Source organism: Streptomyces humidus (genome assembly GCF_014649655.1).
Lineage (GTDB): Bacteria > Actinomycetota > Actinomycetes > Streptomycetales > Streptomycetaceae > Streptomyces > Streptomyces humidus.
Map to the genome: position 1 here is coordinate 31,436 of NZ_BMTL01000022.1, position 25,379 is coordinate 56,814.

The 25,379-nt window shown below is 72.8% G+C and carries 19 protein-coding genes; 9 read left to right on the forward strand and 10 right to left on the reverse strand.

Features of this window, described 5'->3' with window-relative positions:
- Nucleotides 1-6 precede the first annotated feature (6 nt).
- The 4 genes from IE239_RS24755 to IE239_RS24770 form a co-directional block, all read right to left on the reverse strand.
- Nucleotides 7-5,358, reverse strand: coding sequence for a type I polyketide synthase (locus IE239_RS24755; protein WP_229878286.1), 5,352 nt, complete (start codon nucleotides 5,356-5,358; stop codon nucleotides 7-9).
- A gap of 64 nt (nucleotides 5,359-5,422) precedes the next feature.
- Nucleotides 5,423-6,607 (reverse strand): nucleotide disphospho-sugar-binding domain-containing protein, encoded by a 1,185-nt coding sequence (locus tag IE239_RS24760; RefSeq protein ID WP_190151586.1) that lies wholly within the window; start codon nucleotides 6,605-6,607, stop codon nucleotides 5,423-5,425.
- Complete coding sequence (locus tag IE239_RS24765; RefSeq protein WP_190151697.1) at nucleotides 6,595-7,626, reverse strand: methyltransferase; 1,032 nt, start codon at nucleotides 7,624-7,626, stop codon at nucleotides 6,595-6,597. The genes IE239_RS24760 and IE239_RS24765 overlap by 13 nt, the downstream gene beginning before the upstream one ends.
- A 5-nt stretch (nucleotides 7,627-7,631) precedes the next feature.
- Entirely contained in the window at nucleotides 7,632-8,093 is a 462-nt protein-coding gene (locus tag IE239_RS24770) for a nuclear transport factor 2 family protein (RefSeq protein ID WP_190151587.1), read from the reverse strand.
- 181 nt (nucleotides 8,094-8,274) lie between these two features.
- On the opposite strand from IE239_RS24770, the gene IE239_RS24775 reads away from it, so the two are divergent.
- Complete coding sequence (locus tag IE239_RS24775) at nucleotides 8,275-9,063, forward strand: SDR family NAD(P)-dependent oxidoreductase (RefSeq protein ID WP_190151588.1); 789 nt, start codon at nucleotides 8,275-8,277, stop codon at nucleotides 9,061-9,063.
- A 32-nt stretch (nucleotides 9,064-9,095) separates the two neighbouring features.
- On the forward strand, nucleotides 9,096-10,049 hold the full coding sequence (locus tag IE239_RS24780) for an aromatase/cyclase (RefSeq protein WP_308435418.1): 954 nt from the start codon (nucleotides 9,096-9,098) through the stop codon (nucleotides 10,047-10,049).
- 73 nt (nucleotides 10,050-10,122) lie between these two features.
- Here the strand turns inward: IE239_RS24780 and IE239_RS24785 are convergent, their stop codons facing one another.
- The 3 genes from IE239_RS24785 to IE239_RS24795 all read right to left on the reverse strand — a co-directional run bounded on the left by IE239_RS24785 (nucleotide 10,123) and on the right by IE239_RS24795 (nucleotide 13,659).
- The gene (locus IE239_RS24785) at nucleotides 10,123-11,127 is read right to left on the reverse strand and encodes an acyltransferase domain-containing protein (RefSeq protein ID WP_229878287.1); all 1,005 of its coding nucleotides are present in this window, start codon (nucleotides 11,125-11,127) and stop codon (nucleotides 10,123-10,125) included.
- Nucleotides 11,124-11,903: a cyclase family protein gene (locus IE239_RS24790; RefSeq protein WP_190151589.1), complete on the reverse strand. Its 780-nt coding sequence runs from the start codon at nucleotides 11,901-11,903 to the stop codon at nucleotides 11,124-11,126. Before IE239_RS24790 ends, IE239_RS24785 begins: the two co-directional genes overlap by 4 nt.
- Nucleotides 11,904-12,021: 118 nt before the next feature.
- Nucleotides 12,022-13,659: an FAD-dependent oxidoreductase gene (locus IE239_RS24795; protein ID WP_190151590.1), complete on the reverse strand. Its 1,638-nt coding sequence runs from the start codon at nucleotides 13,657-13,659 to the stop codon at nucleotides 12,022-12,024.
- Between the two features lie 214 nt (nucleotides 13,660-13,873).
- On the opposite strand from IE239_RS24795, the gene IE239_RS24800 reads away from it, so the two are divergent.
- On the forward strand, nucleotides 13,874-15,496 hold the full coding sequence (locus tag IE239_RS24800) for a class I adenylate-forming enzyme family protein (protein WP_190151591.1): 1,623 nt from the start codon (nucleotides 13,874-13,876) through the stop codon (nucleotides 15,494-15,496).
- A gap of 80 nt (nucleotides 15,497-15,576) precedes the next feature.
- Here IE239_RS24800 and IE239_RS24805 read toward each other — a convergent pair whose 3' ends face one another.
- Nucleotides 15,577-15,801: a hypothetical protein gene (locus tag IE239_RS24805; protein ID WP_190151592.1), complete on the reverse strand. Its 225-nt coding sequence runs from the start codon at nucleotides 15,799-15,801 to the stop codon at nucleotides 15,577-15,579.
- Nucleotides 15,802-16,080: 279 nt separating this feature from the next.
- Here IE239_RS24805 and IE239_RS24810 point away from each other — a divergent pair, with 279 nt between their 5' ends.
- From IE239_RS24810 to asnB, 4 genes are all read left to right on the forward strand, one after another.
- On the forward strand, nucleotides 16,081-17,334 hold the full coding sequence (locus IE239_RS24810; RefSeq protein ID WP_308435419.1) for a beta-ketoacyl-[acyl-carrier-protein] synthase family protein: 1,254 nt from the start codon (nucleotides 16,081-16,083) through the stop codon (nucleotides 17,332-17,334).
- Nucleotides 17,331-18,605, forward strand: coding sequence for a ketosynthase chain-length factor (locus IE239_RS24815; RefSeq protein WP_190151594.1), 1,275 nt, complete (start codon nucleotides 17,331-17,333; stop codon nucleotides 18,603-18,605). The genes IE239_RS24810 and IE239_RS24815 overlap by 4 nt, the downstream gene beginning before the upstream one ends.
- Before the next feature lie 117 nt (nucleotides 18,606-18,722).
- Nucleotides 18,723-18,992 (forward strand): acyl carrier protein, encoded by a 270-nt coding sequence (locus IE239_RS24820; RefSeq protein ID WP_190151595.1) that lies wholly within the window; start codon nucleotides 18,723-18,725, stop codon nucleotides 18,990-18,992.
- A gap of 4 nt (nucleotides 18,993-18,996) precedes the next feature.
- Complete coding sequence (gene asnB, locus IE239_RS24825) at nucleotides 18,997-20,847, forward strand: asparagine synthase (glutamine-hydrolyzing) (protein ID WP_190151596.1); 1,851 nt, start codon at nucleotides 18,997-18,999, stop codon at nucleotides 20,845-20,847.
- A gap of 109 nt (nucleotides 20,848-20,956) precedes the next feature.
- Here asnB and rfbH read toward each other — a convergent pair whose 3' ends face one another.
- Nucleotides 20,957-22,264: a lipopolysaccharide biosynthesis protein RfbH gene (gene rfbH / locus IE239_RS24830; RefSeq protein ID WP_190151597.1), complete on the reverse strand. Its 1,308-nt coding sequence runs from the start codon at nucleotides 22,262-22,264 to the stop codon at nucleotides 20,957-20,959.
- Between the two features lie 213 nt (nucleotides 22,265-22,477).
- On the opposite strand from rfbH, the gene rfbA reads away from it, so the two are divergent.
- Nucleotides 22,478-23,353 (forward strand): glucose-1-phosphate thymidylyltransferase RfbA, encoded by an 876-nt coding sequence (gene rfbA, locus IE239_RS24835; protein WP_190151598.1) that lies wholly within the window; start codon nucleotides 22,478-22,480, stop codon nucleotides 23,351-23,353.
- 161 nt (nucleotides 23,354-23,514) lie between these two features.
- On the opposite strand, the gene IE239_RS24840 is transcribed toward rfbA, so the two are convergent.
- The gene (locus tag IE239_RS24840) at nucleotides 23,515-24,072 is read right to left on the reverse strand and encodes a helix-turn-helix transcriptional regulator (protein ID WP_190151700.1); all 558 of its coding nucleotides are present in this window, start codon (nucleotides 24,070-24,072) and stop codon (nucleotides 23,515-23,517) included.
- 450 nt (nucleotides 24,073-24,522) lie between these two features.
- On the opposite strand from IE239_RS24840, the gene IE239_RS24845 reads away from it, so the two are divergent.
- Complete coding sequence (locus IE239_RS24845; RefSeq protein WP_229878288.1) at nucleotides 24,523-25,368, forward strand: BTAD domain-containing putative transcriptional regulator; 846 nt, start codon at nucleotides 24,523-24,525, stop codon at nucleotides 25,366-25,368.
- Nucleotides 25,369-25,379 lie beyond the last annotated feature (11 nt).

The window sequence follows — 25,379 nt, forward strand, 5'->3', positions numbered from 1 at the left end:
GCCGCCTCATCTTCCGCTGTCGGCCGTCGGGGCCCCGGCCTCCCGGGGCGATTCCGCGTCCTGCGGAGGCACCAGGAGGTCGAGGAGGTGGTCGGAGATCGCGCTCACGGTGGGCAGCTGCCACAGAAGGGTGGCGGGCAGGCTCAGCCCCAGCCGCTTCTCCAGGCGGTTGCGGATGGCCAGCGTGATCACCGAGTCGACGCCGAGCGCGGTCAGCGGACGCCGTACGTCGAGGTGTTCTGCCTCGGTCCGGGTCTCGGCCGCGACCTGCCCGGCGACCTCGCCCAGCATCCAGGCGCGCCGTTCCTGCGCGGTGGCGGCCGCGAGCGTCGTGGCGATGTCGTCCGGCGCTGCAGCGGAACCGGCCGGCGCCGCCCCGAAGTCGAGTTCGCTCAGAACGGGGAGCCGTGCCGTCCCCTCGGCATCCGGCAGCGGCCGGAAGACGGCCACCTGAGGGTGCCGGTGGCGCGAGGCGCGGTCCCAGGCCAGGAACGCCTCCTCGACCGAGATGTCGCTGACGCCGACGTTGCGCAGTTCCTCGTCGACGACCTCGTTGACGGCCATGCCGGCGCCGTGCCAGGACGTCCAGCAGAGGCTGAGCATGTCGTCGTGACCCGCGGCGGACCGGCGGCGTGCGAGGCCGTCCAGGAATCCGTTGGCCGCCGCGTAGCTCGCCTGCCCGGCCAGGCCGAGGAGCTGTCCCACGGAGGAGAACAGCACGATGAAGTCGACGCTGCCGGGCGGGAAGAGCTGGTCCAGCACGAGCGCGCCGAAGGCCTTGGGCCGCATGACGGCGTGCAGCGAGTCGCGGGTGAGGCCGCCGACGAGCCGGTTGTCCAGGACGCCCGCCGCGTGGACGACCCCCCTGACGGGAGGCAGCCCGAGCGCGTCGGTGTCGAGCGCGGCCGCGAGCTTCCCGGCGTCCGCGACGTCCACCGCCACGGTGCGCACGGTCGCGCCGCGTGCCTCCAGAGTCCGGACCGCCGCGATCCGCTCGCACTGCGCCGGGTCGGTGACCGTGTCCCAGGTGCTCCGGGGCGGCAGGGCCGTCCGGCCGGCCAGCACCAGACGGCGGGCGCCGCGGGACACCAGCCAGTCGGCCACGTGGCGGCCCAGCACTCCCAGGCCTCCGGTGATCAGGTAGGTGGCGTCGGGCCTGCACCCGAGGGGCGCCCGTTCGGGCGCGCCGTCGACGGGCGCCAGCCGGGCCGCGAGGAGTTCTCCGGCCCGCGGTGCGAAGACCTCGGCGGGCCCCGCGCCGGACAGCACGTCCAGGAGCGCGGCCGCGCCGGTCTCGGGCGCGGCGGGATCGAGGTCGACGATGCCGCCCCAGAACTCGGGGTGTTCACCGCCGAGGATCTGCCCGAGGCCCCACAGCGGAGACTGTGTCAGCGCCCGGTCCCCCGCGCCCTCCCTCAGGCCCGCCGTGGCCAGCCACAGCTCGGGCAGCCGCGGCCGGCCCGCGCCCGCGATGATCTGTGCGGCGCGCGCGAGCGTCCACGCCAGCTCCTCCGCCTGCTCGGCCGGGGACGGGGGGCCGGCCGCTTCCCCGCCCGTCAGCACGAGTACGACGTCGCGGTTGTCCAGATCGTCGAGGACGCCGACGAGTTCCTCCACACCGGGGAGGGAAACGCAGCGCACGTGCGCCGTACCGGCCCGTCGCGCCAGTTCGGCGGCGGCGCCGGATCCGTCTCCGACGATCACCACGGTGCGCAGCGGCCGGGAGCGTGCGGTGCGGGCGACCGGCCGCCAGTCCATCCGGTGCACCAGCGTGCCGCGGCCGGGGGCGGCGCCCGAGGAACCGGCTCCGAACTCGGTGTACCGCACCCCCTCGAGGCGTCCCGCGACCCGGCCGCCGCCGTCGGTGACGACGATGTCGACGCAGGTCCGCGCCCCGGCCACGGTGACCACGTGGACGAGCGGGTGCTCGGGCGGCCGTGCGTCCAGCGCGAGCCGGGCCAGGCCGGAGACGATCCGCAGGCGGGGTTCGCCGTCGAAGACCAGGGGCGCCACCGACAGGGCCGCGTCGAGTACGGCGGGCCAGTCCCGCGCCGGTCCCCGCGCGCCGGAGTCGTCGTCCACGACCCTTACCCGCGCGAGGAGTTCACCGGGGCCGGCCGACAGCTGGGGCGTGTCCCAGCCGAAGCCCGTGTCCGCGATGCCGGTCAGACGCAGGAGGTCGACGGCGGCCTCGGGGGGCAGCATGCGGTCGCAGCGCCCGCGTACGGCGGTCAGGTCGACGTCCGGTCGCTCGGCGGGGGGATCCGCGGCCAGTGCGGTGGTGTGCGTCTGCCAGTCCGCGGCTCCGGCGGCGTGTTCGCCTTCGTACGGCCGGGAGACGAGGGAGAGCGCACCGCCTCGGACGAGGACCTGCACCTCGCGCGGGGTCTCGGGGGTCACCGGCGTCAGAAGGGCGATGTCGCTGAGGGAGCCTTCGCCGCAGGCGGTGAGCAGGGTGCGCAGCAGCACCGCGGCGGGCACGATCTCGACGCCGCGCACCGGGTGCCGTCCCGGGTAGGGCCGGTTGTCGAGGTCCAGCACGGTGCGCCAGACCCGCAGCGGTGCGGTCCCCGCGACGTCGACCGGCGACCCGAGGAGCGTGTGCGAGCCGGCGTCGTGGCCCTGGGCGCGCCAGGCGTCGTCGACGGGGAGGTCGCGCCAGTGGTCGCGGTGCTGCCAGACGACGCCGGGCAGCGCGGTGCGCGATCCCCCGGCGCCCTGCGCGCCGAGGTCGATGCGGCAGCCGTTGCAGTGCAGCGCGCCGAGGGAGCCCAGCAGCGTGGCCCGTTCGGGCCGGTCGCGGCGCAGGGAGCTCGCCACGAACGCGTCCTCGACGCCGAGGCTCTCCAGCGTCTCGGTGAGCGAGTGGGCGACCACGGGATGGGCGGACACCTCCAGGAAGAGGCGGTGGCCGTCCTCGGCGGCGGCGGTGACGGCGGCCGCGAGCCGCACCGGGTTGCGGAGGTTGGCCGCCCAGTACGCGCCGTCGCGGGGCGCGTCGGAGCGCGGGTCGTCCAGCGCCGTGGAGTACACGGTGAGGGCGGGCGCGGACGGTGCGAGGCCGGCGAGCGCGCGTTGCAGGCCGTCCAGCAGCGGGTCCATCTGCGGGCTGTGGAAGGCGACGTCGGAGGCGACCGGCCGGACCGGCGTGCCCTGGTGCGCGCAGCGTTCGGAGAAGGCGCAGACGGCGTCGGGCGTGCCGGCCACCACGGTGGACCCGGGCGACGACTGGATGGCCGCGACGACGTCGCCGTCGTCCGGAAGCAGCGCGCGGACGGCGTCGAAGGGCAACGGGACCATGGCCATGGCTCCGCCGCCCGCGGCCCGCCCGACCTGCGCGGAGCGCCGGCAGATGAGACGGGCGCCGTCGGCGAGGGTGAACACGCCCGCTTCCACGGCCGCGGCCACCTCGCCGACGGAGTGCCCGATGACGGCGGCGGGCCTGAGTCCCTGGGCGCGCCAGACGGCGGCGAGGCCCGACTGCACGGCGAACAGCAGTGCCTGGACACGGTCGACGCCGCCGTGGTCGCCGTCCAGCAGGGCCTCGCGCGGTGAGAAGCCGAGTTCGTCCTGGAAGATCGGTTCGATCTCGTCGACGACGTCGGCGAACGCCGGTTCTGCGGTGAGCAGGGTGCGGCCCATGCCGTTCCACTGGGCTCCGTGTCCGGAGAACACCCAGACGGCGTCGGCGGGTTCCGCGGGCGGTGCGCTGCCGGTGGCGGTCGCGGCCGCGGGCTGGTCCGCGGCCAGCTTGCGCAGCTCGTAGCGCAGCGACGCGGCGTCCTTGGCGACGACGGCCGCCCGGTGGGCGAGGTGGGTCCGTCCGTGCCACAGGGTGTGCCGCAGATCGGCGAGTTCCGCGGGGCCGTCGCCGCGGTCCACCGCGTCGGCGAGACGGCCGGCGTAGGCGCGCAGGGCTTCCGGGGACGCGCCGGAGAGCGGGTACAGCTCGGGCGCCGGCAGCCGCGTGCCGTGCGGGGCCGCCGCGTGGGCGGCGGCATCCGTGCGGGCCTGCGCGGGGGCCTCTGTGGGGGCCTCCTCGAGGAGGACGTGTGCGACGGTGCCGCCGTATCCGAAGGCCGAGACGCCGGCCCGTCGCGGATGGCCGCCGTCGGGCCACGGGGTGCGCCGGTCGACGACGCGCAGGCCCGCGTCCGCCCAGGGGACGGCCGGATTGGGGGACACGAAGCCCGCCTGCGGCGGTATGTGACGGTGAGTCAGGGCGAGGACGGTCTTGATGACGCCGGCGATGCCCGCGCCGGCCTCCAGGTGGCCGATGTTGCTCTTGACGGAGCCGATCAGACACGGCCGGTCCTGGGGGCGTCCGGACCCGAACACGGCGCCGAGCGCGGCGGCTTCGATGGGATCGCCCGCCCGGGTGCCGGTGCCGTGCGCCTCGACGTAGGCCACGGTCCCGGGGGCGACGCCGGCGCGTCGCAGGGCGAGCCGGGCCACCTCCTCCTGGGCCTCGCCGTTGGGCGCCATGATCCCGTCGGTCCGTCCGTCCTGGCTGACGGCGCTCCCCCGGATCACGGCCAGCACCCGGTCGCCGTCCCGGCGCGCGTCCTGAAGACGCTTCAGCACGACGACCCCCGCGCCCTCGCCGCGGCCGTATCCGTCGGCGTCGGCGTCGAAGGGCCGGGACCGGCCGCCCGGCGAGGTCGCGCCCGCCGCGTCGAGCACCATGGACAGCCCCGGCGACGCGATCACGTTGACGCCGCCGACGAGAGCCAGCCCGCTCTCGCCGGCGCGCAGGGCGGCGCAGCCCAGGTGGACCGCGGCCAGCGACGAGGAGCACGCCGTGTCCACCGACAGGCTGGGGCCGCGCAGGTCGAGGGCGTAGGAGACACGGTTGGCGACCGCGCACGGGGAGGCTCCGATGCCGGTCCAGCCCTCGATCCGGGGCAGGTCCTCCAGCAGCCGGCGCCCGTAGTCGTCGGAGCCGACTCCCATGTAGACGGCGGCGTCCCGGCCCGCGAGCGTGTGCGGCGGGATGCCCGCGTGCTCCAGCGCCTCCCAGGCGAGTTCCAGGACGATGCGCTGCTGGGGGTCCATCAGCTCCGCTTCGCGCGGGGTGATGCCGAAGAACTCGGCGTCGAAGCCCTGCGGGCGGGTGAGGAACCCGCCCCGTGCGGTGGTGCGGCGGACGGCCCGCGCGTGGTCGGGCCCGCGCTGTGCGTACGCCGCCCATCTGGCCGGCGGGATCTCGCCGACGGCGTCCTTGCCGGCGATGAGGAACTCCCAGAACTCGTCCGGGGTGTTGATGCCGCCGGGCAGCCGGCACGCCATGCCGACGATGGCCACGGGTTCCGCGGCGGGCGACTGCTCAGGGGGACGACCGTCACTGACGACTGACAAGGGGATCCGCTCCTCGCGCACTGGTTGCTTCGTCGACGGTTGCTTCGTCGACGCGGCGGACCGCTCAGCGGCCCGCGAGTTCTTCCAGCCGGCCCACCATGTCGTTGACGGGCGGCAGTCGGGCCATGTCCCGGGCCACCTGTGCGGCGCCCCGCCGGTACCGCGCGTCCCCGAGCAGGGCGTCGATCGCCGCGCCGACCGCGGCAGGGTCGTCCGTGACGGTGTGGTGGTCGAGGGCGAGCCCGCTGCCCGTCGCCGCGACCCGTTCGCCGCAGCCCACGTAGGCGGGGTGCTGCTGGGCGAGGACGAGCTGGGGCACGGCGAAGTGGGCCGCGGTCAGACAGGTGCCCGCCCCGCCGTGGTGGATCACCAGGTCGCAGTCGTCGACGAACAGGTTGAGCGGCGCCGGGTCGACGAGCCGGAACGAGGGCGGCAACGTGCCGAGGCGGTCCGCGTTCGCGGTGCCCAGCGGCAGGATCACCTCGGCGCCGTCGAGCCCGGACACGGCCCGCGCGATGCAGGCGACCAGGCTCTCGCTCCACTCGTCGCGCATGGTCTGCGCTCCCAGCATGCCGAGGGACACCACGACGCGCGGGCGCCGCCGGGGGGCCCGCGCCCACTCGGGCATCTCGCCGACCCCGTTGTACGGGGCGTACCGGACGGGTGTGGCGGCGGGCAGGCCGTCGAACTGGAGGTCCGGCGGGCACGGGTCGAGCGTGAGGTCGGGGCCGGGGAAGCCGTCCGGCAGCCCGGCCTTGACACAGAACTCCCTCAGCGCGTCGGTGGCGTGCCGGTGGATCATCGGCGCGAGCAGGTCGGGGCCCCAGCGGTGGAACACCGCCGGGACGCCGACCAGGCCCGCGGTGATGAGGCCGTTGTAGTCCATCTCGGAGACGACCAGGTCCGGCTTCCAGCGGCGCGCGAAGTCCGTGTACAGATGGTTGGTGTCCTGTACGAGAAGCCGCCACCAGTGGCTCATGTCCGCCCAGGGCCTGCGGTCGGCGAGTTCGCGCGCCGTCAGGATCTCGGCCGGGGCGGCGTCCTTGCTCATGTGGCCCGGCCGGACATGGGCGCTGAACCCGCCGTCCGTGCCGATCCGCACGGCCGGCAGGCCCGCCGTGACCGCGGCCCCCGCGACGTCGGCCAGTCCGGCGACGACGACCTGGTGTCCGGCCGCCCTCAGCGCCCAGCCCAGGGGCACGATCTGCAGGAAGTGACTGGGGATGTAGGCGGTGATCAGGACGCGCATACCGTGCTCTCCACCAGGTGCAGGTACGAGTTGACGGGTCGGATGTCGTCCACGCGCAGCCCCGCCCGCTCGATCAGCCCCAGCAGGCCGGCGCGCGTGTGCTTCTTGCCGCCCACGTTGAGGAGCAGCAGCAGGTCCATGGCGGTGGTGAACTTCATCTCCGGGCTGCCGTCGACGAGGTTCTCCATCACGACGACCCGGGCGCCGGGACGGGCCGCGCGGGCCACGTTGCGCAGGGTGCGCAGGGTGCTCTCGTCGTCCCACTCGAGGATGTTCTTGAGGAGGTAGACGTCGGCGTCGACGGGGACCTCCCGGCGGCAGTCTCCGGGGACCAGGGTCGCCCGCCCGGCCAGGCCGCCTCCCTCGCGCAGCCGCGGGTCGGCGCCGGCCACGACGTCCGGCAGGTCGAGCAGGATGCCGTGCAGCGCCGGGTGGCGTTCCATGAGCGTGCTCAGCACGTGCCCCTGACCGCCGGCGATGTCGGCCACCCGGCCGGCCCCCGCGAGGTCGAGCGCGTCCGCGATGGCCTGGGCGGAGAGCCGGCTCGACTGGGTCATGGCCTTGTCGAACACCTCGGAGGATGCGGGCGCGTCCTCGTGCAGATAGCTGAAGAACTCCTTGCCGTGCAGGCCGGGGAAGACGCTCTTGCCCGTGCGCACGGCTTCGTCGAGCCGCCCGAGGACCTCCCAGGACCACGGCTCCGTCGCCCACAGCGCGTTGTACTTCAGCCCACGGGGCGCGTCCTCGCGCAGCAGGCGTGAGAACGGGGTGTGGGCGACGAGTCCGTCGGGCGTCAGGGTGAAGACGCCGTAGCACTGCAGGGCGCGTACGAGTCGCTCCAGCGCGTCGGCGTCCGCGCCGACGTCGCGTGCCAGGTCGGCGACGGCGACGGGGGCGTCCCCGACGGCGTCGGCGACGCCGAGCCGGGCGGCGGCGCGGATCGCGGCGGCGCAGGCCGCGCTGTGCGCGAGTTCACGCATCCGCAGGACGGCTTCGGGCACGGCGGTGCTGCCGGTCATGGCGGTCACTCGCCCCTCCCGGTGGCCAGGTCGTCGCGGAACACTCGGCGGTGACGGACCTTCAGCTGCCCGTCCTCGCGGACCAGCACGTCGTCGCAGGTGCAGCTGAGCTGTATCCCGGCCTGTCCGCCCTGCGCGGTGCTGGTGATCAGGGCGTAGGTGCGGGCGACGACGGATCCGTCGGGCCCGGGGTCGACCTGGAGCATTCCGAGCCAGTGGCGGCGCTGCACTCCGTCGGCGGCGAGCTGCGCGGCCGCCTTGCGGGCGCCGGCCTCGATCGCCGCACGGCCCCGCTGGGGCTCGGGGTGCGCGTTGGCGGTGAACACCCCGTCCTCGGTGAAGGTCCGCGCCCATTCCTCGACGGCGCCGCTGTCGAGGTGGCGCATCTGTCGCCCGTAGAAGTGCTGGATCTCCAGATAGAGCAGGGTGTCGTCGTGCGTGTCGGTGCGGTGCTCCGCGAGCGGCATGTGCGGGCCCTCCGTCTCGGTGCCGATGCCGGTGATCTGCGGTCACCGTGGCAGCGCCGACTCGAGAGGTACTGGAGCGGGCGTGGGGGAAGTCCCGGCCCGGTCCTCCATCGGCCTTCCGTCCCGGCTCGACCGGTCCGCACCACGCTGACGTGCACCGACACCGGTCCGGAGGGAATCCATGAGCACAGGCTCCACCCCAGACATCGCCCTGGTGACGGGCGGCACCAGCGGGATCGGTCTGGCCGTCACCCAGAAGCTGGCCGCACGGGGCACCCGTGTGTTCCTGTGCGCGCGCACCGAGGCGAACGTCAAGGAAACCGTCGAGACCCTGCGCGGCCGGGGTCTCGACGTGGACGGCGTCACCGCCGACGTCCGCGACCCCGAGGCCTCGGCGGAGCTGGTGCGGGCAGCCGTCGACCGGTTCGGCCCGCTCACCGTGCTCGTCAACAACGCGGGCCGCAACGGCGGCGGGGTGACCGCCCGCATCACCGACGAGCTGTGGGACGACGTGATCGACACCAACCTCAACAGCGTGTTCCGGGTGACCCGCGCCGCTCTCGCCCATGGCGGCATCGGCGCCCGGCGCCCCGGACGCATCATCAACATCGCCTCCACGGGCGGCAAGCAGGGGGTGCCGCTGGGAGCGCCGTACTCCGCCGCCAAGGCCGGAGTCATCGGCTTCACCAAGGCGCTGGCCAAGGAGCTGGCGGCGAGCGGCACGACCGTCAACGCGGTGTGCCCGGGGTACGTGGAGACCCCCATGGCCGTGCGGGTGCGGCAGGCCTACGCCGACACCTGGAGCACCACCGAGGACCAGGTCCTCGAGCAGTTCCGCACGAAGATCCCGCTCGGCCGCTACTCGACACCCCAGGAGGTCGCCGGTCTCGTCGACTACCTGACCACCGAGGACGCCGCGTCGATCACCGCCCAGGCGCTCAACGTCTGCGGCGGCCTGGGGATCTACTGATGCCGACGGCCCGGAGCCGGGGAGAGGACGCCATGATGGCTTCACAGGGAAGGCACCACACCTCGCACGAGATCGACATCGACGCTCCCCCCGGGAGGGTCTACCGCATCATCGCCGACGCCGCCCGCTGGCCCGACTTCTTCGGGCCCACCGTGCACGTGGCGCGCGAGGCGCTTCAGGAGGGCGCGGAACGCCTGCACATCTGGGCGACCGCCAACGGGGCGGTGAGGTCGTGGACCTCGCGACGCGAGTTCGACGAGGCGGCGCGGCGCGTCACCTTCCGGCAGGAGGTCTCCACGCCCCCGGTCGCCGGCATGGGCGGCACATGGACGGTCGACGAGCGGCCGGGGGGCGGCTCGCGGCTGGTGCTGACCCATGACTTCGACGCGGTGGGCGACACCGCGGAGAACGTGGCGTGGGTCGAGAGGGCGACCGACCGCAACAGCCGGACCGAGCTCGGCAACATCAAGGACCTGGCGGAGCGCTGGGAGCGGCTCGGTGAACTGCTCTTCTCCTTCGAGGACTCGGTCGTCGTCGAGGGGCCCGCCGAAGCGGCGTACGACTTCCTCCACCAGGCGAAGAAGTGGCCCGACCGGCTGCCGCACGTCACCCGGCTCGACCTCACCGAGGACGTTCCGGACGTCCAGCTGATGTCGATGGACACCCTGGCCGCGGACGGGTCCACGCACCGCACCGAGTCGGTGCGGGTGTGCTTCCCCGAGGAGCGTCGCATCGTCTACAAGCAGCTCGTCCCGCCGTCCCTGATGGCCGCCCACACGGGTGAGTGGAGCATGCGGGAGTCCGGCCGGGGGGTGCGCGTCACCTCCCGGCACACGGTCGTCGTCAAGGAAGAGGCGGTCGTGAAGGTGCTGGGGCCCGACGCCACGCTCGACACGGCCCGGAACTTCATCCGGGCCGCGGCGGGCGGCAACAGCATGGCGACGCTGACCCTGCTCAAGGAGTCGGTCGAGTCGGGCCGGGCCTGAGTCCCGTCCCTCGGACGGGGGCGTGCCGAACCGCGGTCCGCGGTTCGGGACGCCCCCGTCGGGCGTGCGCGGGTCAGCGGCCGAGGGCGTAGCCCTCGGCGCGGAGCACGTCCCGGGCCTTCACCAGGGCCTGCCGGTCCCCTTCCTGCGTGCCCGGGCGGGCCGGTGAGAGCGCGGCGACCGCGCTGTGGCCGGCCCGGACCGCCTTGTGACGCCGGGCCAGGGAGGCCAGGCCCTGGCCGGGACCCACCTCCAGCAACAGCTTGTCGCCGTCGGCGAGCAGGGCCTCCAGCGCGGGCCAGAACAGCACCGGACGGGCGGGCTGGTACGCCCAGTAGGCCGGGCTGACCGCTTGCGCGGCGCTCAGGGGAGCGGCCGTGTAGCCGGAGTAGAGCCGCACCCCCGGCGCCCGGCGCGGGGCTGCGGCGATCATCCGCTCGGCGCCCTCCAGCACCGGTTCCATCAGCGGGCTGTGGAAGGCCGTGAACGAGGGCACCCGGCGGCAGGCGAACCCCTCCGAGGCCAGCCGCCAGGCGACCTTGGCGAGCGGCGCCTCGGGCCCGGCGAGCACGGCAGCGAGCGGTGCGTTGACCGCGCCGATCACCACCCCCTCACCGAGGTAGGGCCCGAGCTGCTCCACGGTCGCCGCGACGGCGAGCATGCCGCCCTCCTCGGCTCGTGCCGAGCGGGCCACCCGGTCGGCCACCAGGCGCGCCGCGTCGTCGAGGCGGAACACGCCGGCCAGCACGGCCGCGGCCACCTCGCCGACACTGTGCCCGAGCAGGGCGACCGGTTCGATGCCCCAGCTGCGCACCAGGCGTCCCAGGGCGTAGTCCACGGCGAAGAGCAGAGGCTGGGCGAACGCCGCGTGATCGCAGGGGGGTTCGGGCCGTTCGGCGAGCCACTGCGCGCGCAGCCCGCGGCCGGCGTCACCCCACGCGGTGAACACCTCGTCCATGGCCTCGGCGAAGACCGGTTCGCACGGGAGCAGTCCGGCGGCCATCCGCGCGTACTGCGACCCCTGTCCCGGCAGCAGGAGGGCCACCGGCCGGGAAGGCACGGCGGGACGGCTCGTCACTCGTCGACCAGGGCCACGGCCCGCGCCCAGCCGGCCCCGGCGCCGACGATGCGCACCGGCAGGCAGGAGACGGTGAACCCGGTCGGGGCCGGCAGCGCGTCCAGGTTGGCCAGCCGCTCGATCTGGCAGTACTCCCGTTCACGCCCCGCGAAGTGGGCGGGCCACAGGACACTCCGGTCCCCGCTCTCGTGGAACTTCTCGATCATGTGGCCGAAGGGCGCGTCGAGGCTGAACGCGTCGGTGCCGATCACCCGTACGCCGAGGTCGAGCAGCAGACGGGTCGCGGAGCCGTCGAGGCCCGTGAAGTCGGTGAAGTACGCGGGGGTGCCGGCGAGCCGGTCGGCCCCGGTGCGGAGCATCACGATGTCCAGCGGGTCCGGCTCCCGGCCCGCCCGGTCGAAGGCGGACCGCAGCCGGCCGGCGTCCACGGCGCCGACGGGGGCGTCCGTGAGGTCGAGGACCATTCCCGGGCGCACGAACCAGTCCAGCGGCATGGCGTCGATGTGCCGGGGCGCGCCGGGGCGGTAGTCCGCGCGCGTGCCGTAGTGCGAGGGAGCGTCCACATGGGTGCCGGTGTGCGTGGTCAGGGTGAGGGTGTCCAGCGACAGCAGTTCCCCGTCCGGCAGCTGAGCCGGGTCGAAGTCGACTCCCCAGTTCTCGCGCATGCCGTCGGCCATGTGCCGGGCGCCCTCCGCGGGGGAAAGGACCTCGTGGACGACGGGGTCGGGTTCCCAGACCCCGGCGTCGACGGGCGTGGACAGGTCGATGATGCGCAACGGGGCTCCGCTCTCGTGACACGGCCCGGTCGGCCGTGGTTCGGTTCGGTTGGGATCGGTTCGCGGTGGTTCGGTCGGCCGTGGTCCGGTTCGCCGTGGTCCGGTTCCGGTGGGAGGCCTACGCGTCTCCCCGGCCGCCGTCCCCGGGCACCAGGTGGACGCGGCGCAGGAGGCGCTCCAGCTCGTCCGCCGCGGCGAGTTCTCCCTTCGCCGCGAGATAGCCGTCCGGCCGGACGAGCGCGTAACCGGGATCCGGCGCTCCCAGCGCCCGCCACAGTGCGCCGTCCGGGTCCGCCAGCGGATGAGGTCCCGGCGCCGGGTCGCCCCCGCCGACGGTTCGCAGGGAGACCTCCGCGCCGAAGCGCCGGCCGATCCGCTCGAGGTCCCCGTGACCGGCGCTCGCGGTGGGCCGGACCAGCAGCGTCCAGCGGGGGTCGGTGAACTCCTCGCACAGGGCACGCCAGCCGGCCGAGGCCCGCGCGGTCTCGGCGGTGCAGCCCACCCGGGCGCCGGGGGCGATGCCGTCGGACCGCTCGGCCGCGACCGTCAGCGGACTGTCCGGGTAGTCGAGCGCGAGCCCGGACATCACGCGCTGCACCTTGCGTTCCACCTGCCGTCTGACCGGCCGGACGGCGTCGAGGAAGCCGAGGCCGACGGGGAGGAGCACCGGGGCGGCGGCGTTCTGCAGGGCCACGAGGCCGGTGGCGGTCTTCGTGGACATCAGCAGCTTCTCGCCCACCGGCACACGCTCGGCGCTGTAGCTGTCGAGCAGCGCGTCGTCGGCGCGGCCGTGCACCACGGCGGCGAGCTTCCAGGCGAGGTTGTGCGCGTCCTGGACGCCGGTGTTCATGCCCTGCCCGGACGCGGGACTGTGCACGTGCGCGGCGTCGCCCGCCAGGAAGCAGCGCCCCGAGCGCATCGTGCGGATCATGCGCTGCCGGATGGTGAAGACCGACACCCAGGTCAGCTCGCGCACGGTGGTGGTACGGCCGGTCCCCCGCGTGATCTTCCGGGCGAACCGCTCGGCGATCACGTCAGGCCGGTCGGCGTGGTCGACGTCCACGGTGTCGAGGAGGCGCCATTTGCCGGGCTCGGGGAAGGGAACCATGAGGATGGTCCCCTTTCCGGTGTGCATCCAGTGCAGGCTGTCCGGCGGCAGGTCGGTGTCCAGCGCGGCGTCCGCCGTCAGCCAGGTCTCGTTGTTCTCGCCGACGAGCTCGATGCCGAGTGCGCGACGGACGGTACTGTGCGCGCCGTCCGCGCCGACGAGCCAGGGCACGCTCAGTTTCTCGGCAGTCCCGTCGGCGTGCCGCAGGGTCACGCTCACGTGGTCGTCGTGGGAGCCGGCCTCCTCGAGGCCCACCCCCCATTCGATCTTCACCCCGAGGTCGCGCACGCGCTCACGCAGCACCTGCTCGGTGAGCACCTGGTCGATCTGGAGGGTGAACGGGAACCGCGTCGGCAGCCGCGAGAAGTCGGCGTCCAGCCGGGCGCGGGCCCGCCCGCGCTGATGCATCGTGAACTTGTCGACCCGGCGGCCGAGCCGCAGCACGTCCTCCAGAACTCCCATCTGGTGGTAGACCTCGAGGGCACGCGCGTGGGTGGCCGTCGCCCTGCTGGTGACGGCCGGCCCGTCGGCGCGGTCCACGAGGCGCACCCGCACTCCGCGCCGGGCCAGTTCGTGAGCGGCGGTGAGGCCGACCGGGCCCGCGCCCGTGACGAGCACCTCGGTGTCCGGTGTCTTCCACGAGCCCATCCGGGCCTCCTCCTGGGGTCGGGTCGCGTGCGGAACGCGGGCCTGTCGGCGTCCGGGCCGCACGGTGGTGTCCGCCAGGCTCGGCGGCGCGGCTCGACGCGGGCCGGAATACCGCTGGAGCGCGCCGCTCGCCCGCCACTCGAGCCGCAGCCGAAGCGCGCCGACCACAGTCGCGCACACCACACCGCTGCAGTTCCGAGGAGGAGCATCCGCGATGGCTATGACCGAACCGGTGACCGAGGCCGACAGCATCACCAGTGCGGCGCCCCTGACCGTGCTCTCCGGACTGCTCGGCGGCCCGCGCGTCGACAGTCTGCTCAGCCGGGCGGCGGCCCGGTTCCCGGAGCGGCCCGCGCTGCGCACCGCGGCGGGCGACATCCGTTATGCCGAGCTGGACGCGCGGGTGAGCGCCTGTGCCGCGGCCCTGCGCGATCTGGCGGGCGGCCCCGACGAGGTGATCGGGATCGCCGCGGTGCTCGATCCCGTGTTCGCCGTCGGCTACTTCGGCATCACGCGGTCCCGCAACGTCGCCGCGGTCGTCAGTCCCCTGCTCACCGAGGAACGGCTGCTCCACGTCCTCGGCACGTCGGCGTGCCGGGCCCTGATCGTCTCCCCCGGGCTCTACCCGGCGCTGGCGGCCGTCCGCGACCGGCTGCCGGAACTGCGGCACGTCGTGCTGACGCAACGCGCCCCGGGCCTCGGCGACGCCGCCGACGCCCTTCCCACGCTGGACGAACTCATCGACGGCGCACCGGAGTTCACCCCGGACCCGGAGCAGGGCACGGACGACCGGGAAGCGGAGCGGATCGCCGGACTGCACTTCACCAGTGGCACCACGGGCGCCGCCAAGGCCGTCCGGCTCAGCCACTTCAACCTCACCGTGAACGCGGCCCAGAGCGCATACGGACACCGGGTCACGGAGTCGTCGGTTCTCTTCAACCATCTGCCGACGTTCCATCTCATGCACCTGACGATCGGCGTCTGCGCCGGCGCGACGCACGTGCTCTGGCCGGACGACGACCTCACCGGGGCGGTCGAGGCCGCCGCACGCTACGGGGCGACCCACCTCTACAGCCTTCCGATGCGGCTCACCCGGCTCGCCGCCGAGCCGGCGCTGAGCGAACTCGAGGCTCCCCGGCTGCGCGCGATCCTGTCCGGCGGCTCGGCGCTGCCGCCGGCCGCGGCCTCCGTGCTCGGCCAGCACTTCGGCGTTCCCGTGCTGCAGGGCTACGGGCTGACCGAGACGTCCCCGTCCACGCACTTCGACGATTTCGACCGGCCCAAGGCGGGCTCGTCCGGCGTCCCCGTGCCGGGCACCGAGGTGCGGATCGTCGACGTGTACACGCGCGAGGTCCTGCCCGTCGGCGGCAAGGGGGAGATCCAGGTCCGGGGGCCGCAGCTGATGCGGGGCTATCTGGGCCGCGACCTGTCACGCGACGTCGACGCCGAGGGCTGGTTCTCCACCGGTGACGTCGGGCGCGTCGACGAGGAGGGCTACCTCTTCGTGGTCGAACGCATCAAGGACACCTTCAAGTGCGACAACTGGCTGGTGTCCCCCTCGGAGATCGAACGGGTGCTGTTCCGGCACTCCGCCGTCTCGGACTGCGTCGTGGTCGACGTCCCCGACCCGGTGAGCGGGGCGGTGGCGCATGCCCTCGTCGTCCCGGCGGCGGGCGGCGCCGAGCCCGCCGAGCTGGCCGGGTTCGTCAACGCGAAGCTGCCGTACTACGAGCACATCCGGCAGGTGCACCTCGTCGAGAGCATCCCCCGCTCGGGCACCGGCAAGGTGCAGCGCAGGGACCTGCGCGAGGAACTGCTGCGCCGGACGACCGGCTGACCGTCCCGCCGGCCGCCCTGCCCGAGTCCGGCGTGCCGCACGCGTGGGCCCGGACCCTGCCGGGGTCCGGGCCCGCACCGTCATGTCGTGCGGCGCCACGGCGGGGCGCTCCGCCGCGGGCCGGGGGACGCCGTCACGCGGCCCGCCGGCTCCCGGTCCGGCTCCGCCACGGCGGCACGGGCAGCGCCTTCCCCTTCGTCGAACAGGGCCGCCCACAACGCGCCGTCCGCCCAGTGGGACAGCCCTATGCCCATCAGTCCCACGGACAGCACCCGCCAGACCGTCAGCTGCTTCTCCTCGCGCACCGCCGCCTCCCTTCCCTCGTTCCCTGGTTCCCTGCTCTTCGGAGCCCTCGGAGCCCGCGGAGCCTCGATGACTCGGTGCCGTGACGCCTTCCGGGACGAGGGGCCGGACCACGGTGACCGAGGCCGTTCGAGGACGGGTGGATCCATCGTTCTTCCAGGTCGGCTCGAGTGGTCGTCCGGATGCTGAGGTCCTCCGGCTCTGTCCGCTCACCCGGCGGGTGCCGGTAACCCACGGCGACCAAGGGGGAATCTGTGTCAGCGAGACGCGATGACCGACGAGTGGTGATCACCGGCATCGGCGTGGTCGCTCCCGGCGGCATCGGCGCCAAGCAGTACTGGGAGCTGCTCACGGCCGGGCGCACGGCCACCCGCACCATCTCCCTGTTCAACGCGGCCGACTTCCGTTCGCGCGTCGCCGCCGAGGTCGACTTCGACCCCGTCCGGTCGGGGCTGAGCAGGCGTGAGATCCGCAGATGGGACCGGACCACGCAGTTCGCCGTGGTCGCCGCCCGGGAGGCGCTGGCCGACAGCGGCGCTCTGGGCGAGTTCGACGCGCACCGCACTGGGGTGATGGTCGGTACCGCGTGCGGTATGACCACCAGTCTGGACCGCGAGTACGCGGTGGTCAGCGACGAGGGTCGTACCTGGCAGGTGGACGCCGAGCACGGCGTCCCCTACCTCTACGACTATTTCCTGCCGTCCTCCATGGCGGCCGAACTGGCGTGGCTGGCCGACGCCCAGGGACCGGTGGGCGTGCTGTCCACGGGCTGCACGTCCGGGATCGACGTCGTCGGACACGCGGCCGACATCATCAGGGACGGCGCGGCGGACGTCATGATCAGCGGCGCGTCGGACGCCGCGATCTCCCCCATCACGGTGGCCTGCTTCGACGCCATCAAGGCGACCAGCCCCCGCAACGACAGCCCGGAGACCGCGTCCAGGCCGTTCGACCGCACACGCAACGGTTTCGTGCTCGGCGAGGGGGCGGCCATCTTCGTCATGGAGGAACTGGGTCACGCCCTGCGGCGCGGGGCGCACCTGTACGCCGAGGTCTCGGGGCACGCCACACGGTCCAACGCGTACAGCATGACCGGGCTGCGCTCGGACGGCGCCGAGCTGGCGGAGGCGATCCGGCAGGCGATGGCGCGGGCCCGGATCGACGCGTCCGACGTCGACTACGTCAACGCCCACGGCTCGGCCACCAGGCAGAACGACCTGCACGAGACGGCCGCGTTCAAGCTCGGCCTGGGGGAGCACGCCTACCGCACGCCGATCAGCTCCATCAAGTCGATGATCGGGCACTCGCTGGGCGCCATCTGCTCCCTGGAGGTCGCCGCGAGCGCTCTGGCCATCGAGCACTCCGTCATCCCGCCGACCGCCAATCTGCACGAACCGGATCCGGACTGCGATCTCGACTACGTGCCGTTGGTCGCGCGGGAGCAGAACACCGATGTCGTGCTCAGCGTCGCCAGCGGCTTCGGCGGCTTCCAGAGCGCGATCGTGCTCACCAAGCCCGAACGGCGCGCGGCATGACGGCGCGGACGGTGGCCGGCGCCGGGACGGGGCGGCCGGGCCCGCCCTCGCCGTACGCCCGGCCGCCGGTGGTCACGGGCATCGGTGTGCTGGCGGCCAACGGGTCGTCCACCGAGGAGTACTGGGCCGCCGTGCTGCGCGGTGACAGCGGCATCGCCCGGATCACCCTGTTCGATCCCGACGACTATCCCGCCCGTCTCGCGGGCGAGGTCAAGGGGTTCGACGCGCGGAAGTCTCTCCCGGGGCGGCTGCTGCCCCAGACGGACCGCATGACACGGCTGGCGCTGGTGGCGGCGGACGCGGCGATCGCGGACAGCGCCGTCGACGTGCCGGGCCTCGGGCGCTATGCCTGCGGTGTGGTCACCGCCGCGTCGGGGGGAGGTTTCGAGTTCGGACAGCGCGAGCTGGAGGCGCTGTGGAGCCGGGGCGGCGGTCATGTCAGCGCCTACCAGTCGTTCGCCTGGTTCTATCCCGTCAACACGGGTCAGATCTCCATCCGGCACGACATGCGCGGCGCCGGGGCGGCTCTTGTCGCCGAGCAGGCCGGCGGGCTGGACGCGGTGGCCAAGGCGTGCCGGCACGTCCGGGACGGCACGCCGTTCATGGTGACGGGCGGTGTCGACAGCGCCATGTGTCCGTGGGGCTGGCTGTGCATGACCCGGTCCGGACGGCTCACCACCGTGCGGGATCCGCGTCGCGCCTATGTGCCCTTCGACCACGACGCGAGCGGCCTTGTGCCCGGCGAGGGCGGGGCTCTCCTCACCCTGGAGGACCCCGACCTGGCACGGACGCGCGGCGCCGTACCGTACGGCGCGATCGTCGGGTACGCCGCGACCTTCGACCCCCGGCCCGGTTCGGGCCGGCCGCCGGGGCTGCGTCGCGCCGTCGAACTCGCCCTCGACGAGGCCGGGTTGACGGCCGCGGACATCGACGTCGTGTTCGCCGACGCGGCCGGACTCCCGGAACCGGACCGCATCGAGGCGGACACCCTGGCCGCGGTGTTCGGGCCACGGGCCGTGCCGGTGACCGCCCCCAAGACCATGACCGGCCGCCTGCTGGCCGGGGGCGGCGCGCTGGACGTGGCGACCGCGCTGCTCAGCCTCCGGGACGGGGTGATCCCGCCCACCGTGCACATCGACCGCCCGGCCCATGCCGACGCGCTCGACCTGGTCACCGGGGCTCCGCGTGAGACGGCCCTCCGGTGCGCCCTGGTGCTGGCCCGGGGGTACGGCGGTCACAACTCCGCGCTGGTGGTGCGCCGGGCCGGCTGATCCGGCCGCCCCAGGTCCGTTCAGGCTCCCGCGGGCCGTCCGCACGGCCCGCGGGACAGCACGCCACGCACTCCCCCGCGTTCCGCACCGCCGGAAGCGGCGATCCGAAGGAGACACATGTCCACGTTCACACTCGACGAACTCGTCCGTGTTCTGCGCGAGAGCGCCGGGGAGGAGGAGGGGGTCGACCTGGAGGGCGACATCCTGGACGTCCCGTTCGACGACCTCGGCTACGACTCGCTCGCCCTGCTGAACACCGTCATCGGCATCCAGCAGGCCGTGGGCGTCACGCTGCCCGACGACATCGTCTCGCAGGAGCTGACCCCTCGGCTGCTGCTGGACCTGGTCAACGGCCACATCGCCCGGCCCGCCGCCGGAAAGGCCTGATCCCGTGTGCGGGATCAGCGGCTGGGTGGACTACCGGCTCGAGCTCCCTCGGCACCTCGACACCGTCCGCGCGATGACCGGCACGCTCGCGTGCCGCGGTCCGGACGCCGAGGGCCTGTGGTGGGACCGCCACGCGGTGCTGGGGCATCGCCGGCTGTCCGTCATCGATCTCGAGGGAGGCGTCCAGCCCATGGTGGCGGACGCCTCCGGGCGCGCTCTGGCCTGTCTGAGCTTCTGCGGGGAGGTCTACAACTTCCCGGAGCTGCGAAGCGAGCTGGAGTCGCACGGGCACGTGTTCCGCACGGCGAGCGACACCGAGGTCGTGCTGCGCGGCTACCTGCAGTGGGGCGAGCGGCTGCCCGAGCGCCTCACCGGCATGTTCGCGTTCGCCGTCTGGGATCCCGAGCGGGCGGAACTCCTGCTCGTGCGCGACCGGATGGGCGTCAAACCGCTGTACTACTGGCCGACAGCGGACGGTGTGCTCTTCGGCTCGGAGCCGAAGGCGGTCCTCGCCCATCCCACGGTCTCCCGCAGGGTGGACGCCGACGGGCTGTACGAGGTGCTCGACATGGTCCGGACCCCCGGCCAGGCGGTGTACGCCGGCCTGCACGAGGTACGGCCCGGCGAGCTGGTGCGCGTCCGGGCGAGCGGCCTGGTCCGGCGCCGGTACTGGACGCTGGAATCGCGGGAGCACCCGGACGACCGGGAGACCACGATCGCCACGGTACGCCGGCTGCTCGAGGACACGGTGGCGCAGCAGATCGTCGCCGACGTGCCTTTGTGCACCCTGCTCTCGGGCGGTCTGGACTCCTCGGCGGTCACCGCGCTCACCGCACGTGCCCTGGAGGCCGAGGGGCGTGGTCCCGTGCGCTCGTTCGCGGTCGACTTCGCCGGGGCGCGGGACCGCTTCGCCGAGGACGCGGTGCGCACGTCGCCGGACACCCCGTTCGCCCGGGAGATGGCCCGGCACGTCGGCGCCGAGCACACCGAGGTGGTCATCGGCAGCGACGAGCTGACCTCTCCCGCGGTCAGGCGGGCCGTGCTCGCCGCGACCGACCTGCCGCCGGCGTACTGGGGCGACATGTGGCCGTCCCTGTATCTGCTCTTCAAGGCGGTGCGCGAACAGTCGACGGTGGCCCTGTCCGGCGAGTCGGCGGACGAACTCTTCGGCGGCTACCAGTGGTTCCGCAACCCGCGTGCGCTGGACGCGGAGACGTTCCCCTGGCTGACCGCGGGGTCCGCCCGCTACTTCGGCGGACTCGGCCTGCTCGACACCGGTCTCGTCGAGAAGATCGACGTCCCGGGCCGCCGGGCCGCCCGCTACGACCAGGCCCTCGCCGAGGTGCCCAGGCTGCCCGGTGAGACCGGGCGGGCGCGGCGGATGCGGGAGGTCGGTCATCTCAACCTGACGCGGTTCGTCCAGACGCTCCTGGACCGCAAGGACCGGATGAGCATGGCGGTCGGTCTCGAGGTGCGGGTGCCCTTCTGCGACCACCGGCTCGTGGAGTACGTCTTCAACGTGCCGTGGGAGATGAAGAGCTTCGACGGCCGGGAGAAGAGTCTGCTGCGGGCCGCCACGGCCGACCTGCTGCCGCCGTCGGTGGCCGGCCGCGTCAAGACGCCCTATCCCGCGACCCAGGACCCGGCCTACGAGCGGGCTCTCAAGGCGGAACTGGCGGAGGTCGTCGCGGAGCCGTCCTCGCCCGTCCTGGCCCTGCTGGACATGGACCGGGTCCGACGCTGTCTGCGACGGTCCCCGGGGGACGTCAGCCGCCCCTACGACCGTGGCGGGCTGGAGATGGCGCTGTGGCTCAACTCCTGGCTCGACGCGTACGGGGTCGATCTGGTCCTGTGAGCCGCGCGCGCTGGCGCGAGAGGAACGCAGAGGCGCCACCCCGGATCCGGGGTGGCGCCTCTGCGTGGTGGGGCCCGCCGTGGTGGGGGCTGCCGTGGTGGGGAGCCCGCTAGCCCCGCTGGGCGACGAACTCCCTGACGGACCGGGCGACGTAGTCCACCATCTCGGTCGTCAGACCCGGGTAGACGCCGATCCAGAACGTCCGCTCGGTGACGACGTCGCTGTTGGCCAGTTCGCCCGCGACCCGGAACGGCTGGTCGAGGTAGCCGGGGTGGCGGGTGATGTTCCCCGCGAACAGCAGCCGCGTCCCGATCTTCCTCGACTCCAGGAAGCGCAGCAGTTCGTACCGGTCGAACGGCGCCTCGGGCAGGACGGTGATGGCGAAGCCGAACCAGCTCGGGTCGCTCCCCGGCGTGGCCCGGGGCAGCAGGAGCCCCGGGGTGGCGGCCAGGCCGTCGTGCAGCCGCTGCCAGTTGCGGCGCCGGAGGGCGCCGAACTCCTCCAGCCGGCTGAGCTGGCTGAGGCCGAGGGCCGCCTGCAGGTCCGTCGCCTTCAGGTTGTAACCGACGTGCGAGAACGTGTACTTGTGGTCGTAGCGCGGAGGCAGGTCGCCCAGCTGGTAGGCGTACCGCTTGCGGCAGGTGTCGTCCTCGCCCGGTTCGCACCAGCAGTCCCGGCCCCAGTCGCGCATGGACTCGACGATGCGCGCGAGCACCAGGTTGTCGGTGAGGACGCAGCCGCCCTCGCCGGTGGTGATGTGGTGGGCCGGATAGAAGCTGACCGTGGCGAAGTCGCCGAACGTGCCGGTGAACCGGCCGCGGTAGGTCGAGCCGACGGCGTCGCAGTTGTCCTCGATCAGGAAGAGCCCGTGCTCCTCCGCGATCGCGGCGACCTCCTCGACCTCGTACGGGTTGCCCAGCGCGTGCGCGATCATGATCGCGCGGGTCTTCGGGCCGATGGCGTCCCTGATCCGGTCGGGCGTGGTGTTGTAGGTGCCGAGTTCCACGTCGACGAAGACGGGCACCATCCCCGTCTGCAGGATCGGGTTGACGGTGGTCGGGAATCCGGCGGCGACGGTGATGACCTCGTCCCCCGGTCGCAGCCTGCGGTCGCCGAGCTGCGGCGAGGTCAGGGACGACAGCGCGAGGAGATTGGCGGAGGAGCCCGAGTTCGTCATGTGCGCCTTGCGCAGCCCCAGCGCCCGGGCGAACTTCCGCTCGAACTTGCGGGACGTCACGCCGGCCGCGATGCGCATGTCCAGCGCGGCCTCCACGAGCGCCACCCGGTCCTCCTCCACGAGCGAGGCGCCGGACGGCCACACCGGGGTCACTCCGGGAACGAACTCCGTTCGCTGCGAGGCTTCTTGGTGAAACTTGCGCACCGACTCCAGTATGAGCGCCCTGGTGTCGCTCGACATCTCTACCTCCCGTGGGTGCTGGGCCGGACGGTCGACGGGTGACCGGGAGCCGGCCTGCTCGGAGACAGCGTGGCGAGGGGTGCTCAAGAGCGCGTCTACGTTCGATGGAAGGGCCGCGGCCCGGCTCCAACACGGCACGAGGTGGTCACGAGACCCGGCACGTGTGATGGCTGCCGTCACCGAATCCCTCAACCACGGTCAGGGGCAACCGACATGAAAGGAATCGTGCTGGCGGGCGGAAGCGGAACGCGACTTTACCCGACTTCGCTGGCGGTCTCCAAGCAGCTGATCCCCGTCTACGACAAGCCCACGATCTACTATCCGCTGTCGACCCTGATGCTCGCCGGGATCAGGGACATCCTCGTCATCTCGTCGCCGGCGGACCTGCCGCAGTTCCGCCGCCTGCTGGGCGACGGCAGCTCGCTGGGCCTGAACCTCGACTACGCGCAGCAGGACCGGCCCAACGGCCTTGCCGAAGCGTTCCTCATCGGCTCCGAGCACATCGGCTCCGACTCGGTGGCCCTCGTGCTGGGCGACAACATCTTCCACGGCCCGGGTTTCTCGGCCCTGCTCCAGGAGACGGCGCGCGACGTCGACGGCTGTGTGCTGTTCGGCTACATCGTCACCGATCCGCAGCGCTACGGAGTGGGCGAGGTGAACCCCGAGGGCCGGCTCGTGTCGATCGAGGAGAAGCCGAACGTCCCGAAGTCCAACCGGGCCATCACCGGGCTGTACTTCTACGACAACGACGTGGTGGACATCGCCAAGAACATCCGCCCGTCCGCGCGGGGCGAACTGGAGATCACGGACGTCAATCTCACGTATCTGGCGGAGGACCGCGCACGGCTGGTGGACCTGGGGCGCGGCTTCACCTGGCTGGACACCGGCACGCCGGAGTCACTGCTGACGGCCAGTCAGTACGTGCAGGTCCTGGAGAGCCGTCAGCACGTGCGGATCGCCTGTATCGAGGAGATCGCCCTGCACATGGGGTACATCGACGCCGACGCCTGTCACCGGCTCGGCGCGCGGCTCGCGGGCTCCGAGTACGGCAAGTACGTGCAGGAGGTGGCCAGCGGCTGGCCGGGCTGACCGGAGTCGTCCGACCGGACGCGAGGACGAGGACGAGTAACGGCCGGGCGAAGCCCGGCCGTTCCCGTTCGAACGCGCCCGTGAGGCGCGTACGGCCCCGCCCACGGCTCCGCGGAACCGTGGGCGCGTGGGAGCCCCGCCTCAGCCGCGGGAGCACCGCCTCAGTCGATCAGACACGCCGCGGCCGCCTTGTTGACGGCGTCGATGCGCGAGACCGCCTGGAGCTTGGTGAACACGTTGCTGAGGTGACGCTTCACGGTGCCCTCGGTGATGTGGAGTTCGCGCCCTATCTGAGCGTTCGTCATGGCCTTGGCGACCAGCTCCACGATCTCCCGCTCACGGGCCGACAGGACCACCGGCCGGCCGTTCCCGGCCGCTTCGTCCGGGTCGCGTCCCCCGGCCGCGCGCCGGCCGTAGAAATGGACCATGCAGACGACCGAGACGAGGTACCGCAACGGGACCCCCTTGGAGAGGTAGGCCCGGACCCCGAGGCGCGTCAGTCTGCGCCCGGCCGTCCCCTCCCTGTCGTGCCCCAGCACCACCAGCTGGCCGCACGACATGCCCTCGAGCAGCACCGAAAGAAACCGCTCCGTCCTGCGCGAGACATTCTCGACGCCCGCTAAGACCACGTCCGGCCGAACGTCCGGCAGGATTTTCAGGGCCTCCTTGAGCTCCTCACATTGCGCCACGATCTCCATGCCCGCCTCGCAGCCCAGCATGGACGTCAATCCGGCCCGATAAATAGTGTCCCTCTCGAGCACAAGCAACCGAATCGGTGCTGTCCCGTCGGATCCGACACCCTTCCCCGTATGTGACACGCATCTGCCCCCGTCAAGCGTCCGACTCTAAAATCCAACCCAAATGCCAGGCAAAGTGGGTTTCATTTACCAGAGCTTTGCTTGCTCTTGAAGAAAATCGTTCCTCCCGCCGAAGTATGCCGTACCTCGAATCCCCGGGGCAACAGAGAACACCCATGATCAGCGGCGCGCCGACCGATCATTAACACGGAGACCGGGGCGCTACATCCTTCGACACACACCCCTTGTCCTGACCATGGGTGGCATACAAGAGTCATCACCGGCGAGATATCTCGCCGGAACCATGGAGAATCGGGGGACTCAATGGAATTCAAGGTACTGGGACCGATGGAAATCGCACACAATGATCTCGTGTGTACACCCACGGCACCCAAGACCCGGCGCACACTGGCCCTTCTGCTGTTCCGTGCAAACCAAGTGGTGGACACCACCGCGGTCATCGACGAACTCTGGAGCGAGAATCCTCCGCGCAGTTCGATGACAACAATGCAGACGTACATTTACCAGCTGCGAAAGCTGTTCACCCGTGTGCTCGGAGAAAACGCCTCCGAGCGGCTCCTGGTGAGCCAGCCGCCCGGCTACTGCCTGCGCGTGGAACAGGATCAGCTGGATTTCCAGGTCTTCGAGCGCCTGGTCGCGGACGGGAGGGCGCTGCTCGCCGCAGGCCATCTGGAGAAGGCGTCCCGCACGTTGCGCCGGGCGCTGTCCCTGTGGCGCGGACGGGCCCTCGCCGACGTGTGCGCCGGCCGTCTCCTCGAGGGGCACACCGTGCATCTGGAGGAACTGCGCATCACCACCCTGGAACTGCGCTGCCAGGCGGACCTGGAACTCGGCGCACACCGTGAACTGATTCCCGAACTCCGCTCGCTGGTGGCGGACTACCCGCTCAACGAGTGGTTCCACGCCCAGCTCATCATGGCGCTCCAGCACGTCGGACGGCGCGGTGAGGCACTCCAGGCGTACCAGTCGCTGTGGAAGGTGCTGGACCGGGAGCTGGGCATCCAGCCCTCCGGCACCCTCCAGCGGCTGCAGCGTGACCTCCTCACCGACGACCCCTCGGACGATCCGTGGTCGGCCCGGTCGCCGGAAGCCGACGTGGCCCTGCTCACCCGGCCGCGCACCGACCCGAGGACGGCCGCCGGGCCTCGCCGGGGACCGGTGGCCCCGCCCCGGCCGGCGACGGGGCGCCGGCCCTGAGGCCGCCGCGC

What these genes read in the sequence shown, in the direction of transcription:
- IE239_RS24760 (WP_190151586.1), bottom strand. Translation starts at nt 6,607, where the DNA reads ATGCGCGTCCTGATCACCGCCTACATCCCCAGTCACTTCCTGCAGATC.
- IE239_RS24765 (WP_190151697.1), bottom strand. Translation starts at nt 7,626, where the DNA reads ATGACCGGCAGCACCGCCGTGCCCGAAGCCGTCCTGCGGATGCGTGAA.
- IE239_RS24770 (WP_190151587.1), bottom strand. Translation starts at nt 8,093, where the DNA reads ATGCCGCTCGCGGAGCACCGCACCGACACGCACGACGACACCCTGCTC.
- IE239_RS24775 (WP_190151588.1), top strand. Translation starts at nt 8,275, where the DNA reads ATGAGCACAGGCTCCACCCCAGACATCGCCCTGGTGACGGGCGGCACC.
- IE239_RS24780 (WP_308435418.1), top strand. Translation starts at nt 9,096, where the DNA reads ATGATGGCTTCACAGGGAAGGCACCACACCTCGCACGAGATCGACATC.
- IE239_RS24795 (WP_190151590.1), bottom strand. Translation starts at nt 13,659, where the DNA reads ATGGGCTCGTGGAAGACACCGGACACCGAGGTGCTCGTCACGGGCGCG.
- IE239_RS24800 (WP_190151591.1), top strand. Translation starts at nt 13,874, where the DNA reads ATGGCTATGACCGAACCGGTGACCGAGGCCGACAGCATCACCAGTGCG.
- IE239_RS24815 (WP_190151594.1), top strand. Translation starts at nt 17,331, where the DNA reads ATGACGGCGCGGACGGTGGCCGGCGCCGGGACGGGGCGGCCGGGCCCG.
- IE239_RS24820 (WP_190151595.1), top strand. Translation starts at nt 18,723, where the DNA reads ATGTCCACGTTCACACTCGACGAACTCGTCCGTGTTCTGCGCGAGAGC.
- rfbH (WP_190151597.1), bottom strand. Translation starts at nt 22,264, where the DNA reads ATGTCGAGCGACACCAGGGCGCTCATACTGGAGTCGGTGCGCAAGTTT.
- rfbA (WP_190151598.1), top strand. Translation starts at nt 22,478, where the DNA reads ATGAAAGGAATCGTGCTGGCGGGCGGAAGCGGAACGCGACTTTACCCG.
- IE239_RS24840 (WP_190151700.1), bottom strand. Translation starts at nt 24,072, where the DNA reads ATGCTGGGCTGCGAGGCGGGCATGGAGATCGTGGCGCAATGTGAGGAG.